This window comes from Streptomyces sp. AM25 (genome assembly GCF_058146165.1).
Genome location: NZ_JBKIWN010000059.1, coordinates 1 through 16,165, shown reverse-complemented (window position 1 = coordinate 16,165; position 16,165 = coordinate 1). Strand labels below are relative to the sequence as shown.

General features: G+C 66.7%; 11 protein-coding genes and 2 pseudogenes. 6 read left to right on the top strand and 7 right to left on the bottom strand.

Going from position 1 to position 16,165, the window contains the following annotated elements:
- Window positions 1-1,317 precede the first annotated feature (1,317 nt).
- The 4 genes from ACLHRZ_RS35250 to ACLHRZ_RS35235 all read right to left on the bottom strand — a co-directional run bounded on the left by ACLHRZ_RS35250 (window position 1,318) and on the right by ACLHRZ_RS35235 (window position 5,876).
- On the bottom strand, window positions 1,318-1,659 hold the full coding sequence (locus ACLHRZ_RS35250; protein ID WP_490422700.1) for a helix-turn-helix domain-containing protein: 342 nt from the start codon (window positions 1,657-1,659) through the stop codon (window positions 1,318-1,320).
- Window positions 1,659-2,783 (bottom strand): tyrosine-type recombinase/integrase, encoded by a 1,125-nt coding sequence (locus ACLHRZ_RS35245; RefSeq protein ID WP_490422699.1) that lies wholly within the window; start codon window positions 2,781-2,783, stop codon window positions 1,659-1,661. The genes ACLHRZ_RS35250 and ACLHRZ_RS35245 overlap by 1 nt, the downstream gene beginning before the upstream one ends.
- Window positions 2,784-2,847: 64 nt before the next feature.
- Window positions 2,848-4,797, bottom strand: coding sequence for a tyrosine-type recombinase/integrase (locus ACLHRZ_RS35240; RefSeq protein ID WP_490422698.1), 1,950 nt, complete (start codon window positions 4,795-4,797; stop codon window positions 2,848-2,850).
- Complete coding sequence (locus tag ACLHRZ_RS35235) at window positions 4,794-5,876, bottom strand: site-specific integrase (protein WP_490422697.1); 1,083 nt, start codon at window positions 5,874-5,876, stop codon at window positions 4,794-4,796. Before ACLHRZ_RS35235 ends, ACLHRZ_RS35240 begins: the two co-directional genes overlap by 4 nt.
- A gap of 142 nt (window positions 5,877-6,018) precedes the next feature.
- Between ACLHRZ_RS35235 and ACLHRZ_RS35230 the strand changes: the two are divergent.
- The 6 genes and pseudogenes from ACLHRZ_RS35230 to ACLHRZ_RS35205 form a co-directional block, all read left to right on the top strand.
- Window positions 6,019-6,279 (top strand): annotated as a pseudogene (locus tag ACLHRZ_RS35230) (ISL3 family transposase); the annotation flags it as partial.
- A 17-nt stretch (window positions 6,280-6,296) separates the two neighbouring features.
- Window positions 6,297-6,815 carry a DesA/ISL3 alpha bundle tail domain-containing protein gene (locus tag ACLHRZ_RS35225; protein ID WP_490422696.1) on the top strand — a complete coding sequence of 173 codons (519 nt, stop codon included), beginning with the start codon at window positions 6,297-6,299 and terminating at the stop codon, window positions 6,813-6,815.
- A gap of 39 nt (window positions 6,816-6,854) precedes the next feature.
- Window positions 6,855-7,922: a tyrosine-type recombinase/integrase gene (locus ACLHRZ_RS35220; RefSeq protein ID WP_490422695.1), complete on the top strand. Its 1,068-nt coding sequence runs from the start codon at window positions 6,855-6,857 to the stop codon at window positions 7,920-7,922.
- Window positions 7,919-8,662, top strand: coding sequence for a hypothetical protein (locus ACLHRZ_RS35215; protein ID WP_490422694.1), 744 nt, complete (start codon window positions 7,919-7,921; stop codon window positions 8,660-8,662). The genes ACLHRZ_RS35220 and ACLHRZ_RS35215 overlap by 4 nt, the downstream gene beginning before the upstream one ends.
- A 42-nt stretch (window positions 8,663-8,704) precedes the next feature.
- Window positions 8,705-10,252: a tyrosine-type recombinase/integrase gene (locus ACLHRZ_RS35210; RefSeq protein ID WP_490422693.1), complete on the top strand. Its 1,548-nt coding sequence runs from the start codon at window positions 8,705-8,707 to the stop codon at window positions 10,250-10,252.
- Window positions 10,253-10,788: 536 nt separating this feature from the next.
- Complete coding sequence (locus ACLHRZ_RS35205; protein WP_490422692.1) at window positions 10,789-13,464, top strand: SpoIIE family protein phosphatase; 2,676 nt, start codon at window positions 10,789-10,791, stop codon at window positions 13,462-13,464.
- Here ACLHRZ_RS35205 and ACLHRZ_RS35200 read toward each other — a convergent pair.
- From ACLHRZ_RS35200 to ltrA, 3 genes and pseudogenes are all read right to left on the bottom strand, one after another.
- Window positions 13,450-13,719, bottom strand: a complete 270-nt coding sequence (locus tag ACLHRZ_RS35200) for a hypothetical protein (protein WP_490422702.1) — start codon at window positions 13,717-13,719, stop codon at window positions 13,450-13,452. The two genes, ACLHRZ_RS35205 and ACLHRZ_RS35200, sit on opposite strands and share 15 nt — an antisense overlap.
- An 82-nt stretch (window positions 13,720-13,801) precedes the next feature.
- Window positions 13,802-14,032, bottom strand: a pseudogene (locus tag ACLHRZ_RS35195) (group II intron maturase-specific domain-containing protein); the annotation flags it as partial.
- 275 nt (window positions 14,033-14,307) lie between these two features.
- Window positions 14,308-15,543, bottom strand: a complete 1,236-nt coding sequence (gene ltrA, locus ACLHRZ_RS35190) for a group II intron reverse transcriptase/maturase (protein ID WP_490422701.1) — start codon at window positions 15,541-15,543, stop codon at window positions 14,308-14,310.
- Between the last annotated feature and the right edge of the window lie 622 nt (window positions 15,544-16,165).

Sequence of the window (16,165 nt, the reverse complement as noted above, 5' to 3'; positions counted from 1 at the left end):
GCTATCAGAAACGGACTTAACGCCCTCTGAGAGCCTGTAGCCCGGGTCGGAGCGTGCCGTCGGGTCCGGTGAGCAGGTGCTGGAGCCGGGTGTCCAGGGTGCAACGGGCGCATCGGTCGCCGCGGAGACGGTCTGCGGAGCCGCAGGCCGGGCATTGCTGCCAGAATCCCGGCTCGGGGCGGAGGCAGGTTGAGCACAGCGGCTCGGTCCTGGTGCCGCCGCGGACCGGTTTGACCTCGCCGCATCGCGTGCAGCGTGACCACCGTTTCTGGCATGCCCGGCACCAGGGCCGCCCTGTCGCCTTGGAGATCTCGCAGGGTGCTTCGGAATCGCAGATCGCGCAGGTCCGGTCCGGTGGTTGTAGGCAGCTCGGGCAGAGGGGCCCGTCCTCGGTGCGGGCGCCGACTGGACGTCTTCGCCTGCAGCTGTGGCAGTCCTCCCAGTTGGCGGGATCACGGCTCAGGCAGTCTGGGCAGAGAGGTCGGCCGTCGGCGTCCCGGGTCGCCGGTTCGCGTACGGCTGTGCAGCGTGAGCACGGTTCCGCGCGTGTTCGGGCGATGCAGTTGCGGCAGACGCGGACTCCCTCGAGTGGCTTGTCCAGCCGTACCACTCGTCGGCAGCGGCCGCAGGCGGGGCGGACGATGCCTGCGGCTCCTGCATCAGCGAGGATCTCGATCAGTCCCAGCAACGACCGGATCGGGGTCAAGTATCCCTGACCAGTGAGTAGTTCGGGGGATTCGATGAGGGCCTGAGCGAGTCGACGCTGCTGGTGCAGGGAGGAGACTGTCGCGTGAACGGCCGCCGCGACCACGTCCTTCTCCAGGTCGGGAGAGACTGCGGCGACAGTCATGCAGATCGCCGAGATCGGATCGGGAATGCGGTCCGTCTCGAGGCACTGAGCACATCGAGGGCGCCCTTGGGGGTCCCGGAACGTGACGCGCTGCAGGCGGCCGCAAGACGAGCAGAGCTCGGGCCGCGCGACGCACGGTCCGCAGAACCAGGCCTGGCCCCGGCGCTGGAGCGATCGCAGCTCTTTCTCGCAGGTCGCGCAGCGTGGGGCGGATACCGTTGTCGCCCCGGCGTTTCGCAGGGCGATCAGCAGTTCGCCGACCACTCTCGGTGCGGGGGATTTGCCGTGCACCAGGACCGTGGGGTCCTGCATCAGTGCCGCGGCCAGTCGCCGGCGCTTGGCCCGGCCAGCGGCAATCTTCTCCGATACTGCGGTGACGACGGCCGGATCGAGTCCGGTCTCGGTGGCAGCAATCAGGTCCACGACCGTGCCGATCGGGTCCAAGACGGCCCGCTCGTCCACGGTGATCATCGCCGGCCGGTGCCGGTGATTCGGGCCCGCTTGGGCCGCAGGCCGCCGACGCCCGCCTCGGCTCCAACTGCTTTCTTTGTCCGGCTGGTTGCTCCGGCGCTGGCCGCGGCGACGGGTTCGATGAGATCGTCCATGGTGCAGTCGACGATGTCGAGCAGGGCCATGAGGATCTTCAGGCTGAGCCGTTCGGGGCGCTCGACGACGAGCCGGTAGACCTGGCTGGAGGACAGGGTGATGCCGCGCTCCTCCAGGAGCGGGATGAGGTCGGTGGTGGAGAACAGGCCCCGGTCGGCCATGACTTTGCGCAGGTGCCAGTGGTAGTCCAGCTTCGCGGCCATCAGCGGTCCTTGTCTGCGGAGTCGGTCGGGGCGAGGGCAGGCGCGAGTGCCTTATGGAGCATGGTGTTCATGAAGTCGTCGCTGACGTGCGTGTAGATGGCGGTGGAGCTGTCATTCTCGTGACCGACTTGCGACTGGATAAAGCGCCGGTCGACCCCGTCCTCGGTGAGGTGGGTGACGTAGGAGTGGCGAGCGGAGTGGACGGTCAACTCCTTCGGGAGCTTCAGAGCGTCGCGGTAGGCAACGAACCTGGCGTTGATCTCTGCCGGCTTGATCCGGCCGCCCCGCTCGGTCACCCACAGAGCAGGATCATTCTCGCAGCCGAACCGCGGCCGTACGTTCTCCACGTAGTCGGCGACCGCCTCCACCGCCCAGTCCATCACCGACAGCACGTTCCGGCGCCGGGGCGGCTGCCCCTTCTTGGCCTTGCCGTAGCGGACGTTGAGCGTGCCGTACCGGCCGAACTGCGGAGCTGATGCATTGCGGCCGAAGTCCACCAGATCGAGCTTGGCCGCCTCGGTGCGGCGCAGGCCCCACCCGTAGATGACCTTGAACAGCGTGGCGTCCCGGTAGGCAGCGAGGGCTCCCTTGCGCTTGGCCCGTATCGCCCGCTCGACCTGGTCGTCGGCGTAGTCGAGGAAGAGCTGGATCTCCTCACGCGTGAACGGCCTTGCCTCCGGGCTGCCCTCGTAGTCGTTGAGGTGGGCAATGGTGTTCCACTCGTGACAGATCGCCACGGGATGGGTGCCGAAAGCGTCCTCGCAGGCCACCGCCCAGCCGTAGCGGCCATCGATGAGGAATTCGCTGAACAGGCGCAGGCTGCCCTGGTAGCTGCGGATCGTGGACGGAGCCAGGTGTTTCTCGCTGGTCAGCCACAGTGACCACTCATCCACATGCCCCGGCGTCCAGGCCCACGGGTATTCGTTGGTGTACTCCAGAAACCGGTGCACGAGCCGTTCCCGGGCAGTGACCGTCTCCTCGCGGAGCCCGCGGGCAGCCTGCTGAGCCCGCCACCCCCGCAGCATCGCCTCGACCATCGCGTCCTGCGGACGCAGCTGGACCACTCCGGAGACCAGCTCCAGATGAGCCGCCCCTGCCAGGTCCGCACGTCGCTGAAGACCCACTTCCACCCTCCCCTCCAGAGGGCAAATCTTGCATCAGATGGGATCTGATCGCCAAACTCCCAGCTCAGGCCGCTAGGCTGCAGGAGGATAGAGGTCGCGTCGGACCATGCCCTGACCTCGTGACCTGCGACTTCTCGCCCATCTGATGCAATTCCCGAGGGTTCGCATAGTGAGCGGTCATCTCGTGCGAGTCGTGATCGAGGATTTTGCGTACGACTTCCTGGGGAACGTCGCGGTTGATGAGCCTCGTGCCCAGGGTGTGCCGCCATTGATGCGGCGTCAGGTGGACGGGCTGGCCGTTGGCGTCGCGGATGTCGCAGCGTTCCAGCCAGGGGTTGAGCACCTGGCGGTAGGTGTCACCGCGCATCGGCACCTGCCCGTGGAGATTCTTCAGCTTCCTGGGGAAGAGGACCGGGACGCCTGCGGGCCATCGTTCAAGAAGCCGCCGTTGCTGGTCCCGGATGTCGTGTTCGAGTTCTTCGTCGATCGGGACGAGGGCTTCGCGTTTCATCTTGTGGTTGAGATAGCGCAGGTAGGGGGCGCCGTCGGCGTCATGGACGAGGCAGTCGAATGGCAGCCGACAGGCGTCCTTGAGGCGGAGTCCGCAGCGCATCAGGATGATGGTGATCAGCCGGTAGACGGGGTCTTGCCACCGGTCGAGGTTGGCGGGGTCTTCGACCTGGGCCATGACGTGCTCGGCCAGGGCCCTGGGAAGGCGCTTGGCCTGACGGGGGACGTCCTCGGTGAACAGGACTGCGTCCGCGGGCAGCGAGGCGTCCCAGCGGTGTCGGCGGATGTCGGTCAGGAAGATGCCCAGCTGGCCGATCGCGCGGCGATGGTTATCCGTGCGGCCCAGAGTCTGCAGCTCGGCGAGGTATCGCTCCAGCACACTGCGGTGGACGTCGGCCAGGCCCTCGATGTTGAGTTCGGGCCGGGTGAGGAACGCGGCGAACCGGTTGAGGGCGAGGATGCCGTTACTGACCTGCTCGACGCTGAGCCCGCTGGCCATTCGCCATCGCGCCCAGCGTTTGACGAGGTCCTTCAGCCAGGGCTGGCCGATGCTGCCGAAGCAGAGCCTTGTGCGCATGTCCTGGATGCCGAGGTTGCGCAGTCGCCATTCGTCGCGGGGATATTCGATCTCCCATCCGGTGCCGTGGCACAGGTTCTCGGTCTGGGTTCGGGCGTAGGCCAGGAACGGCCCGGATGCCTTGCGGCCCTTGAGGGTGGACTGGATACGCTCCCGCCAGACGGGCTCGGGCCACTCCAGCAGGGAGTTCATGCCGGTGTGGGCGAGCACGTTGACAGCGTGACGGATCTGCTTGGGGATGAGCCGGGCCAGCTGCTGGTCACTGCGTTGCTGGAGGGCGTACTGGATCTCCAGCCGCAGCCGCGGCGGTAGTCGGAGCAGGTCGATCGTCTCGCTGTGGTGCGGGGTCTGTTCGTGGGCGACGGCGAATGCTTCGACGTCGGGGCGTCCGGCCTTGCGCCACCGCTGGGCGTGTGAGACACACAGCGGAATCCGGGCGGTCGCCCACAACTCGCAGGAGACGACCCGGCATTGTCCGTGCGGTGCGGGGGTGGTGACCGGGGAGCGTGTGCTCAGCCAGGTGTCGATGTCGGGGCGGTCGGCCAGGTGCCACTGCCGGACGTGGGTGATGCATAGCCCGGTGCTGTTCCGGCCGTATCCGCATCCGGCCACCGAGCAGGACGGCAGGGTCCCGTCCCCGCGGATCTGAGCTGGCGTGCTCGCGGCGAACTCCTTCTTGTCCGGCCGTCCTTCGTCGTTCCACCGCTGATGGTGTGCACTGCACATTCCGTGCAGACGAGCAGCCCGTTGACAGGAGCCGACCAGGCAGGGACCGCTGCCGAACACGGGGTCGTCGGGCTCGATGATCAGGACCGCTGCCCGGAATTCGGGGCGGACCGCTCCCATCAGCTTCTCGCGCAGACCGGCCGGGTAGTCGACCGGAGATGTCTCGTGGGGCCGGACGGGATCCGGGATGCGTGGTGTCACAACGTCACCTCCCGGCCGGCGAACCAGCCCGCCTCTTCCAGAACCCGGCGGGCGTCCTCGGCGGTGAGGTGCCCATAGGTGTCGATCGTGGTGCTGATGTCGGCATGTCCCAGGACCTTGGAGACCACCTCGATGGGAACCCCGTCGCGGAGCATCCTGGTGGCCGCTCCGTGCCGGAACCAGTGCGGATCGAAGTCCATCCCCGTCGTGCGGCGGATGCGTCGAACCAGGTCATAGACCGCGGCATAGGCCAAGGGGCGCCCGTGCGGACGGCCCCAGAGATTGACGAAGACGTAGTCGGAGTCGAGATCGCCGTACTCGCCGTGCAGGTAGTCGGCATACAGCCGTACCAACTCGGCGCTGACAGGGATCTGCCGTGCCTGGCGGGACTTGGTGCGGGCCCCGTTGTCGTTCACCCTGGGAATGACGGACAGTTCGCACTCCGCCGGGGCGATGTCCTCATGCCGCAGCCCGAGGGCCTCGCCGATCCGCACCCCGCTTTCGTGCAGGAGCGCGAACAGGAACCGGTCCCGCAGCCGGCCGCAGGCGTCCAGAACGCTCTGGGTCTCGGCCGCCGTCAGGACGCGGGGCAGCTTCTTGGGCGCCTTCAAGCTGATCGTCCGGCGTGCGACCGGCCGGCCCGCGCTGACATGATGCAAGAACGGCTTCCATGAGCCGCGGCGCCGCCCGGCCGGCTGCCAAGTGATCAGCAGCTCGCCCAGGTCGACGCCGTTTCGGGCGGCGTGCTCGTAGAACGCGGAGAGTGCGGAGAGCTTCCGGTTCACCGTCGATTCCGTGCAGTGCGCTTCGACCGAGGGCAAGACAGCGACGACGCCGTTGCGCATTCGCGGCGGCCGGCGCAGCCATGCCACGAACTCGCCGAGGTCTTCCAGCCGCACCTCACGCCAGTCCAGGCCGTGCTGTGTGAGGAAGCCGAAGTAGTCCTTGAGGTCGTGTGCGTACGCCTTGACGGTGTTCGGCGATCTCTCGATGTCGGTGAGATACGACAGGTACCGCTCGATCGGACCGACCGGCACGTCGTCCTCACCGAGGACCGTCCACGATTCCTGTCGTGTCACCGGTGACACGACCCTCTGAACAAGCATGGAACCTCCGGAAGTCTACGTCATGGACGGCGGTAGATAACCACCTCCACCACGCAGATCACCGGGGCCGTCGAGTCCCTGAACGACGTAGAGGACGCCCTCCGGGCGGCTCCAGATAACGCGCGGGCACGTCTACGGCACCGTCCTGACCGACATCGAGACCGGCCGTGTCGTCGACGTGCTCCCCGACCGGACCGCGGAGACCTTCACCGCCCGGCTCAGGAAACACCCCGGCGCCGAGATCGTCTGCCGCGACCGGGCCAGCGCCTACGCCGAGGCCGTCCGCCTCGCGGCTCCGCACGCGGTCCAGGTCGCCGACCGCTTCCATTTATGGCAGAATCTGTGCAAGACGGTCGAGAAGTGCGTCGTCGCCCACCGCCGCAGGGCCGGCGGATGCTGCAACCCTGGGCCGAATACCTCAACATGCGCTGGCAGGAGGGTTGCACGGACAGCGGCAGGCCGTTCCGCGAGATCCGGCAGCGCGGCTACCGCGGCACCAGCCGCACCGTCCGCCGCTGGCTCGAACCCCTGCGGTCCGCAGAGGCCCCGACACCCAAACGGTCCGAGGCACCCGCCGTCCGGCAGGCCGTCGGCTGGCTCACCCGCCACCCCGACAACCTCGCCTCCGGCCAGCAGCTCCGCCTCAAGCGCATCCTGGCCGACTGCCACGAACTCGCCGACCTCCGCAGGCACATCGGGGATTTCGCCCGCATGATGAAGAACCTCGCCGGCCGCCTACTGCCGCGCTGGATCAAGGCAGCCGAGGGCAGCGACCTGCCACCCCTGCGCGGCTTCGCCCGCAACCTCCGCAAGGACCTCGGCGCCGTGACCGCCGACCTCACCCTCCCCTACTCCAGCGGCATGGTCGAGGGACACGTGAACCTAAAAGTTACGTGGAATCTGCCGGGGTGATCATGTCTCTCCGGTGCAACCACGGACTTGGGAGATGTCTTGAGCGGCACGACAGTGCTGACGGAGAAGTGGCCGGTGCTCGGCCGGCACGAGCAGGCGGCGACCTGGCTGACGATCTGGGCGGATCTCGGACGTGCACCGCGCACGATCGATGCCTACGGCCGGGGACTGGCCGAGTACATGCTGATGTGCGAGCGCGAGGACGTCGACCCGGTCACCGCGAATCGCGCACATATCGCCATCTATGTACGGGAGTTGATGTCGCGACCGCACCGGCGGGGTGAGAACGTGATCTCGATCGACTCCGGGGCGGGGCTGGCGAATGCGACGATCCAGCAGCGCCTGGTGCCGGTGCGCCTGTTCTACGACTTCCTCATGGAAGAGGGGCTGCGGGAGTCCAACCCCGTCGGCCGAGGCCGTTACACCCCCGGCCGACGCCAGGGCGGCCATCAGCGCGGCCTGGTGCCACGGCTGACGAAGCTGCCGTGGATTCCCGGCGAACAGCAGTGGCTGCGCATCCTGGAAGTGGCCCGGCAGGAGCCGGTCCGCAACCGCGTCATGCTCGCCCTGGCCTACGACGCCGCCTTGCGGCGCGAAGAGCTCTGCTCACTGCGGACCGACGATGTCGATCCGGCCCATCGCACACTGCGGATACGGGCGGAGACGACGAAGAACCGGCTGGAGCGGGTGGTGCCGTACTCGGCGTCGACCGGGGTGCTGCTGTCGGACTACCTCGTTCACCGGGCCTCGATCAGCCGGGCCCGTGGGCCGCTGTTCCTGTCGGAATCGCGCCGGAATCACGCCCAGCCGCTGAGCCTGTGGACGTGGTCGAAAGTGGTACTCAAGATCGCGCTGGCCTCAGGTGTCGAGCGGTTCTCGACGCACACCACGCGGCATCTGTGCCTGACGGATCTGGCCCGGATGGGCTGGGAGGTGCATGCGATCGCTGCGTTTGCCGGACACCGGCACACCGACTCCACTCTGCAGTACATCCACTTGTCCGGCCGCGAGCTGGCCGACAAGCTCGCCCGCGGCATGGAGCACATTCACGCCTGGCGCATCCAGGCCCTCACCAGCGATGACGCCGCTGGGGAGGCTTCCCGGTGACCGCGCTCGTCTCGCCCTCGACGATCCCGGATCCGTCCGATCGCTGGGCATGGCCGATCGACCCGAGCCGCTACGACACTGCGGCCGCCGTGCGGCCCGCGGAGAAGCGGGCCATCGCGGAGTTGGGCCTGGTCAACCTGCGCCGGATGGCCCGTCACGATCCTGACGCTCCGGGATGGCGTGCGGCCCGGCGGCTGCTGCGGCCCCTGGACGACGTTGCCGCCGCGCTGCATGAGCCGGCCACGTCGCACCGGCGCCGGGGACGGCTGGATGCTGCCGCGGTGGTGTTGCTGCAATGCGCGGAGACCGGCCACTCTTACTGGGCCTGGAGCGGTGAGGAGTGGGCCCAGCTGCTCGGCAAGGATCTGGAGAGCTTCCGCGCGAGCGTTCCCGTCTGGGCTGAGGAGGCGGTGCGTCCTCAACTGGCCGCGCATGCCTTCCTGCTCGGTGGCTTCGCCGACTTCTACAAGCTTGGAAGCTTTGGCCGTCTCGCGCTGGCCTGGCGCGTGTTCGGCCGCGACCGCGTGGATGGCGAGATCCGCCGGATCCGCACGGTGCTCGCCAGCTGGGGCTACCAGCTCGGCCGCGAGGACGACCAGCTGCTGCCGATGGTGGTCTGCCAGGTCCTGCTCCTCAACCGCAGCCCGCACCTGGAGGACCTGACCACTACCTTGTTCGAGCGGATCCGTGCCGAGCGCCTGCTGCCTGCGGCGCGGGGCAACACGCTGCATGCCATGTAGCGGGCCGTCGCCGAGCTGGGCTTCTGTGAGCCGCCGCAGCGGATGACCGGCCGTCACTCGGCGCGGGCGAGCGGGGGCTCACCGGCCTGGGCGGCGTGGGTTGAGCGTTGGTACGCGACCTCCACGCTCACACCCCGGGTCCGCGGGAGCCTGCGCGCGACGCTCTTCAAGGCCGGCCGGTGGATCGAGGCCGAGCATCCCGAGGCCGCCGATCCGGCTGGCTGGACCCGCAAGACCTGCGCGACCTGGGTCGCCGCGGTGGACCGGATGAAGGTCGGCGACTACCTCCAGCGCACCGCCAGCCTCAAGGACCGCCTCGGCAAACCGCTGGAGGCGCCGTCCACGGCCGGGCATCTCACCGCGGTCCGTACGTTCTTCCGCGATCTCCAGGAGTGGGAGTGGATACCCCGACGGTTCGATCCGCAGCGCGCGCTGGCCACCCCGCGCAGCATCGCGGCCCTGCTCGGCCCGGACCCGCGCGTGATCGCGGACGACATCTGGGCAAAGCTGATGTGGGCCGGACTGAACCTCCAGGAGGACGACCTCCCGCAGACCCAGGCCGGGAACTTCTACCCTCTGGAACTCGTCCGCGCGGTCACGCTGACCTGGCTGTTCTCCGGGCAGAGAAGCGATGAGATAGCCCGGCTGCGGACCGGCTGCATCCGCTGGGAACATGACGGCGCCATGATCGCCGGAGACTCGCAGCAGGTCCTGGCCCGCGACGCGGTCTGCCTGCTGGACGTGCCGACCCACAAGACCGGCGCCGCGTTCACCAAGCCGGTCGACCCGATCATGGGCCAGGCCCTCGACGCCTGGCAGGCCATCCGGCCCGACCAGCCGAAGTTCACCGACCGTCGCACCGGCGAACTCGTGGACCCACTGTTTGCCTTCCGGGCCCGGAAAGTCTCCTCCGCCTACATCAACAACACCGTCATCCCGATGCTCTGCCGCAAGGCCGGCGTCCCCACCGTCGACGTCCGCGGGAACATCACCAGCCACCGGGCCCGCTCCACGATCGCCAGCCAGCTCTGCAACGCGAAGGAGCCGATGACCCTGTTCGAGCTGCAGGCCTGGCTTGGGCATCGCTCACCACAGTCCGCTCAGTTCTACGCGAAGATCAGCCCGACGACGCTGACTCGGGCCTACGACGACGCGGGGTACTTTCCCCGCAACGTCCGCACCATCGAGGTTCTGGTCGACCGCGACGCGGTCACCTCCGGCGCCGCCGCAGCCGGCGAACCGTGGCAGCACTACGACCTCGGCCACGGCTACTGCACCTACACCTTCTTCGAACAATGCCCGCACCGCATGGCCTGCGCACGCTGCGACTTCTACACCCCAAAGGACTCCAGCAAGGCCCAACTCCTCGAAGCAAAAGACAACTTGCAGAAGATGCGAGCGATGATCCCCCTGTCCGAGGACGAGCAGGCCGCCGTCGACGACGGCCAGGCAGCCCTCGACCGCCTCCTGGGACGCCTCGCCGACATCCCCACCCCGGCCGGGCCGACACCCCGCCAGCTCGACGTCCCGCCGGACTCGACCCTCCTGCCGATTGTCGACGTCCGGCAGGGCAAAGCACCGCAAGCTTGACAATCCTGATTCCACAGAAGGATCAAATTCCTCAAACGCCAAGGCTACGGACGAGCCAACTTCGACCTCCTCCGACGCCGAATCCTCCTCACCCCATGAACCGATCACGCTCGGTCATCCCGAGATGTTGATCAGAGCCGCTTCGCATTTCCGCCGTCAGGCGACTCCTACTCCGGACACGACCCCGAACGCGCCATGCGCCGCGTCGCCCGACAGGCCAACGGCCTCGGCTGCACGTCCGCTTCGCCCCCCATCGAAGCCTCATGACCACACACCACAGCCACCACCCCGGTGGCCAGGGCCCATCATTCGTTTTCGGACCAGTCCCGGCATGCTCCTAACTCGACAGACCCCCACGCCATCGCCGTCATGCACACCGCCAGCGTCGTGCAACAGTCCAAGATCCGAGGTGAAGGCACCGTCTACGGGCCCCGATGATGTGTGTTCCCGGTGTGGCGTGTGCCGGTCAGGCAAATGCAGTGAAGTACATATGGCGCATGCCTAGACATAGGGATCGTTCCTCCCACAGCGGACAGATGGTTTCGTGCCGGGGAGAGCGGCCGGTGCGCCGTCGGCCGCTATTGCCCGGGGCCGGCAGCGTTGCCGGTCAGATACTGGCGCTTCAGGTGCTGATTGTGCTGCTGCTGGTCGCTGCCGCGGTGACGGCTCTGCTGCTGAAGGCGCAGAGTGATGGGCTCCGCACAGCTCGGGCCCTTTCACTCACCACTGCCGAGTCCTTCGCGCACGGCCCTGGTATGGCGTCTGCACTGCGTGGCCCCAACCCGGCCGCGGTGCTCCAGCCACTGGCCGAAGCCATTCGCAAACAGGGCAAGGTCGATTTCGTCATCGCCATGAACCGGCAAGGCATCCGCTACACACACCCCGATCCGCGGCTGATCGGCAAGAAGTTTGTAGGCACGCTTGGCCCAGCCCTGGCAGGCCGGGCTACGGTCGAGGACATCAACGGTTCCCTTGGTCCGCTGGTGGAGGCCGTGGTCCCTGTGACTGACGCTCACAACGCGGTTACCGGCGCAGTGGCGTCAGGAATCACCGTCAGGTCCGTGAGCAGCGCAGTCCACCAACAGTTGCCAGTCGTAGCAGGAGCTGGTGCCGTGTCAGTGGCCCTGGCGACAGCCGGTTCTGTGCTCGTCAGCAAGCGGCTGCGGCGGCAGACCCACGGCCTTGGCCCTGCCGAGATGGCTCGTATGTACGAACACCACGACGCGGTGCTGCACGCAGTGCGCGAGGGCGTGGTAATCGTTGACGTCGACGGGACCGTTATCCTCGCAAATGACGAGGCCCGTAGGCTCTTGGGGCTTCCCGCGGACGCCGAAGGCCGGGCCATTGCCAGCCTCGCTCTCGTTCCCCGGGCTGCTGAGCTGCTGGCATCCATGACTGATGCCAGTGACGAAGTACTGCCCTTGGGGAAGCGATTGCTGGTGGTGAATGTCCGGACGACAAACCGCGGCGGGGAACCATCGGGCAGTGTAGCCACCCTGCGCGACGCCACCGAGCTGAGTGCCCTTGCGGGAACGGCGGAACTCGCTCAAAGTCGGCTGAGTCTGCTGCATGACGCAAGTGTCGCTGTCGGGACCACCCTCGACATCCGCCGGACCGCCGAGGAAGTGGCTTCCGTGGCTGTGCCCCGCTTCGCCGACTACGCTACGGTCGACCTCGCCGGGCCGGTGCTGAGCGGCGAGGAACCTCAGACGGCACCAGATGACCGCACACTCACCCTATGCCGTGTTGCACTTAGCGGGGTGCGCGGTGATCACCCATTGCACCATGCGGGTGAGCCGATCACCTTTACCAGGCCCGCCCCGCAGGCCCAGGGATTCACCAGTGAACGGCCAGTTCTGGTCACCGACATGTCAATCGCACCCGAGTGGGGCATGCCTGACACAGAACGTACCCAGCAGCTCCTGGACTTCGGATTCCAGTCGCTAATCACCGTGCCCCTCACAGCGCGCGGTGTCCTGATGGGGGTGATCAGCTTCTGGCGCACGCACGAGAGCAACTCCTTCGAGGAGGACGATCTGTCGCTGGCCGAGGAGCTGGCAGTCCGCGCCGCGGTGTGCATCGACAACGCACGGCGCTTCACCCGCGAGCATGCCATGGCCGTGACCCTGCAGCACAGCCTGCTGCCCCGTGTACTGCCCGAGCAGAACGCTCTCGACATTGCCCACCGCTACCTGCCGGCCCAGGCCGGGGTAGGCGGCGACTGGTTCGACGTCATCCCGCTGCCCGGCGCCCGGGTCGCCCTGGTCGTCGGCGACGTGGTCGGCCACGGCCTGCACGCCGCCGCCACGATGGGCCGGCTGCGCACGGCCGTGCAGAACTTCTCCTCCCTCGACCTGCCGCCCGACGAACTCCTGGGCCACCTCGACGAACTGGTTGGCCGCATCGACCAGGAAGCGGCCACAACAGACAAAGGGGAAGCGATCGCGGGTGCCACCTGTCTGTACGCGATCTACGATCCCGTGTCCGGCACCTGCACTTTGGCCCGAGCTGGCCACACGCCGCCTGCTATCGTGTACCCCGATGGCACCGTGGAGATCCCGGAACTGCCTGCCGGTCTGCCCCTAGGCGTGGACGGGCTACCGTTCGAGGCAACAGAGCTGCGCTTGCCCGAAGGCAGCTGCCTGGTAATGTTCACCGATGGTCTCGTCGAGGACCGAGAGCACAGTATCGACGAGAACCTAAGCGTCTTGCGCACCTTCCTCACACACTCCGGCCACGACCCACAGGAGGTCTGCGAGGGGGTACTTCGCGCCCTACCTGTCTCCCGGCAGAGCGACGACATTGCCCTGCTCGTCGCCCGCACCCGCGTTCTCCCGGCAGAGCGGGTAACCGACTGGGCCGTCCCTCCCGATCCTGTGGCCGTGGCTGGCGTACGCCGCGAGATCGGTCAGCAGCTAAGTCTGTGGGGCTTGGAAGACAAGGCTTTCACCACCGAGCTGATCCTCAGCGAACTAATCACCAACGCCATCCGATACGCGCCAGGACTGATCGGCGTGCGGCTGTTGTACGACTGCACCCTGGTCTGCGAAGTCTCCGATACCAGCAGCACCTCGCCACACCTGCGCTACGCGGCCGCGGAGGACGAAGGCGGCCGTGGTCTCTTCCTCATCGCTCAGCTCGCCGACCGATGGGGAACCCGCTACACTGCGCGAGGCAAGGTCATCTGGGCCGAGCAGTCACTGAGCTGTTGACAGCAACGGTCGGTGACTCGCTGTGAGTTTGGCCCTCGGTGCTGGGGAAGTGCGAAGTGACCTTCCCCTCGTACCGTGGAGTCCTGACCTGGCGACGAACCCGTCGTAGCGGCTGAGCCGCTCCAGTTCGTCGGCGCCCCACATGTGGTGGAAGTCGTTCCGGGCGCCGTCCGGGGTGGTGTAGCGGACGTCGATCAGGCCGAGGGTGGCCGCGTACTCGAACAGCACGCACAGGGTGTAGCGGCCCTGCAGCACCGGCCAGTCGTGGTGCCCGTCGTAGCCCAGGCTGCCGTACTCCGCGTCCTCCAGGTACAGCCCCGTGCAACCGTCGATACTTATTGCGGATCCACCGCATCAGGTAGGAATTGATGCGGGCCAGGAGGGGATACAGCGCCGATCGGTAAAAGGCGCCGTAGTAATTCATCCAACCCTGCACCACCGGATTGATCCAGCAGGCAAGGTCCGCTTCGGATAGACCAACGTGCCGGTGCAGCTTCCATGCCCGCACCTGTCCGCTGACCCTCTTCAATGCGTCCTTGCTGATCGCGGGAAGGAAGCTCGTGACCATCGTCCCGTCCTTCCGTCGCGTTCCGCGCCCCCGGAAGGTGTACCCAAGGAAGTCAAAAGCGGTGTGGTCGTACGAGCCACGCCGCTTGACATCCTTGCAGTAGACGATCCGGGTCTTGTCCGGGTGCAACTCCAGCCCGACCTCGGCCATCCGCTCGGAGAGCGCGGCCAGGACCTTTTCAGCCTGGCGCAAGCTCACACAGTGCACCACCGGGTGAGTCGGCGGCGGGGATCTCACCCGCCGCCGCTCGCAGAACCGTGCGGGAGCCTCTCGGCTCACACGGCTCCCATCGCCCAGCCATCAGGTTTGAGGCCGAACCGCCAATGAGCGAACAGATTCGGGTAGCGGCGGGCTGTGCCCGCCAGTAGTTCTCCCGCCCTCTTCTCCCGGCGGCGCAGTCGTTTGTACTTCTGGCAAGCCCAGCCCACCAACATTCTGTTGATACGCCGGAGGAGGGGATACAACATGGACTTGTAGAAGCGCCCGTAATAGTTGATCCATCCCTGCACAACGCTGTTGAACATCCGTGCAAGGTCCATCAGGGACTTGTCACTGCGCTGGGCGATGCGCCAGGAACGCATTACCTTTCCCATCGCCTTGATTGCCGCCTTGCTGACCGCGGGCAGGAAGTTCACGAAGTGCTTCCCGTACCGGTTCTTGGCCAGCCTGGGCCGGAACGTGTACCCGAGGAACGTGAATGACGTGTGCTCGTACGAGCCCCGCCGGTCCGCGTCCTTGCAGTAGACGATGCGAGTCTTGTCCGGATGCAATTCCAGACCGACCTGCGCCAACCTCTCAGAGAGCGCATCCCGCACACGGCGGGCCTGCCTCTCACTCTTGCAGTGAATCACCGCATCGTCGCAGTACCGCTCGAAGGTGACCTGCGGGAACTCCCGCGTGAGCCACGTGTCGAACGCGTAGTGGAGATACAGATTCGCCATCACGGGGGAAATCGCCGATCCCTGGGGAGTCCCGATTTCCCGTTGCTGCACCGAGCCGTCCGGCTTCGCCAGCGGAGCCACAAGCCACCGCTTGATGTAGAGCAGGACCCACTTCCCGTCCTCATCGATATGCCGCTCGACGGCCCTGAGCATCAGCTCATGGTCCACGCTGTCGAAGAACGCCCGGATGTCGAGATCGACCACCCAGTCGCTGCGCCAGCAACGCCGCCGGCACTGCTCCACCGCGTCCAACGCCGACCGCCTGGGCCGGTAGCCGTAGGAGTCCGGATGGAACACAGGCTCCACCCGCCTCTCCAGATACATCGCGGCCACCGTCTGAGCGATCCGGTCAGAAACAGAAGGCACCCCAAGCACACGGACACCTTTCCCGCCCGCCTTGGGGATCTCGACGGCCTTCACCGCCGGAGGGAAATACGAACCGGACGACATGCGATTCCACAGCTTGAACAGGTTCCTCGAAAGGTTCTGCTCGAACTGCTCGATCGTGACGCCGTCCACTCCGGGTGCACCCCGATTGGCTTTGACCCTCTGATACGCCTCCCACACCATCGACTTGGGAATGTAAAACGACTTGGTCTCGGCCTGCGGCCTTGATCCGTTCAACTGGCTCCTCCCGGGAACTCCGGTTGACCACCAAACAAGATCCGAGCAATCCGCCCCCTTCGCTCCACCCCCATTACGGGAGTTTCATCACTACTACGAGGCGGTCCGTCCCCCTGCCACGCATCGGTACTCTGCCCCTCACAGTTTCAGCTGTTTGAGGTTCTCCCTTATCGCCAACCAGCCCTCAACAAAGGCCAGTTGACTGCATCGCGGCGAGGGGTTCCCACGTTCCGCACTGGTGCCTGTCACCGAGCTCGCGCCACCTTCATGCCGGGCCGCCACCTGGCCAGGAATACAGGACCCCGCCAGACTCGTCCCGGGGCAACAACTGGACCCCGGTTTCGGCAACCACTCATACGCTTACGACACTTCAGCAGTGGTTCACTCGCGTTCGCCTTCTCGGCACGCACCTGACGCATCTTGTGCGCCTTTTCCGCAGTGCTCATCACCCCGGCTCATTCACCGGAGCAACCTACGGCGGTTTGAGACCTCCCCCTGCATGGGCGGTCCCGGAGGGCCTACCTCCATCACCAGTGCAGCATCACGTCGGAAGATTTCTTCTACATCG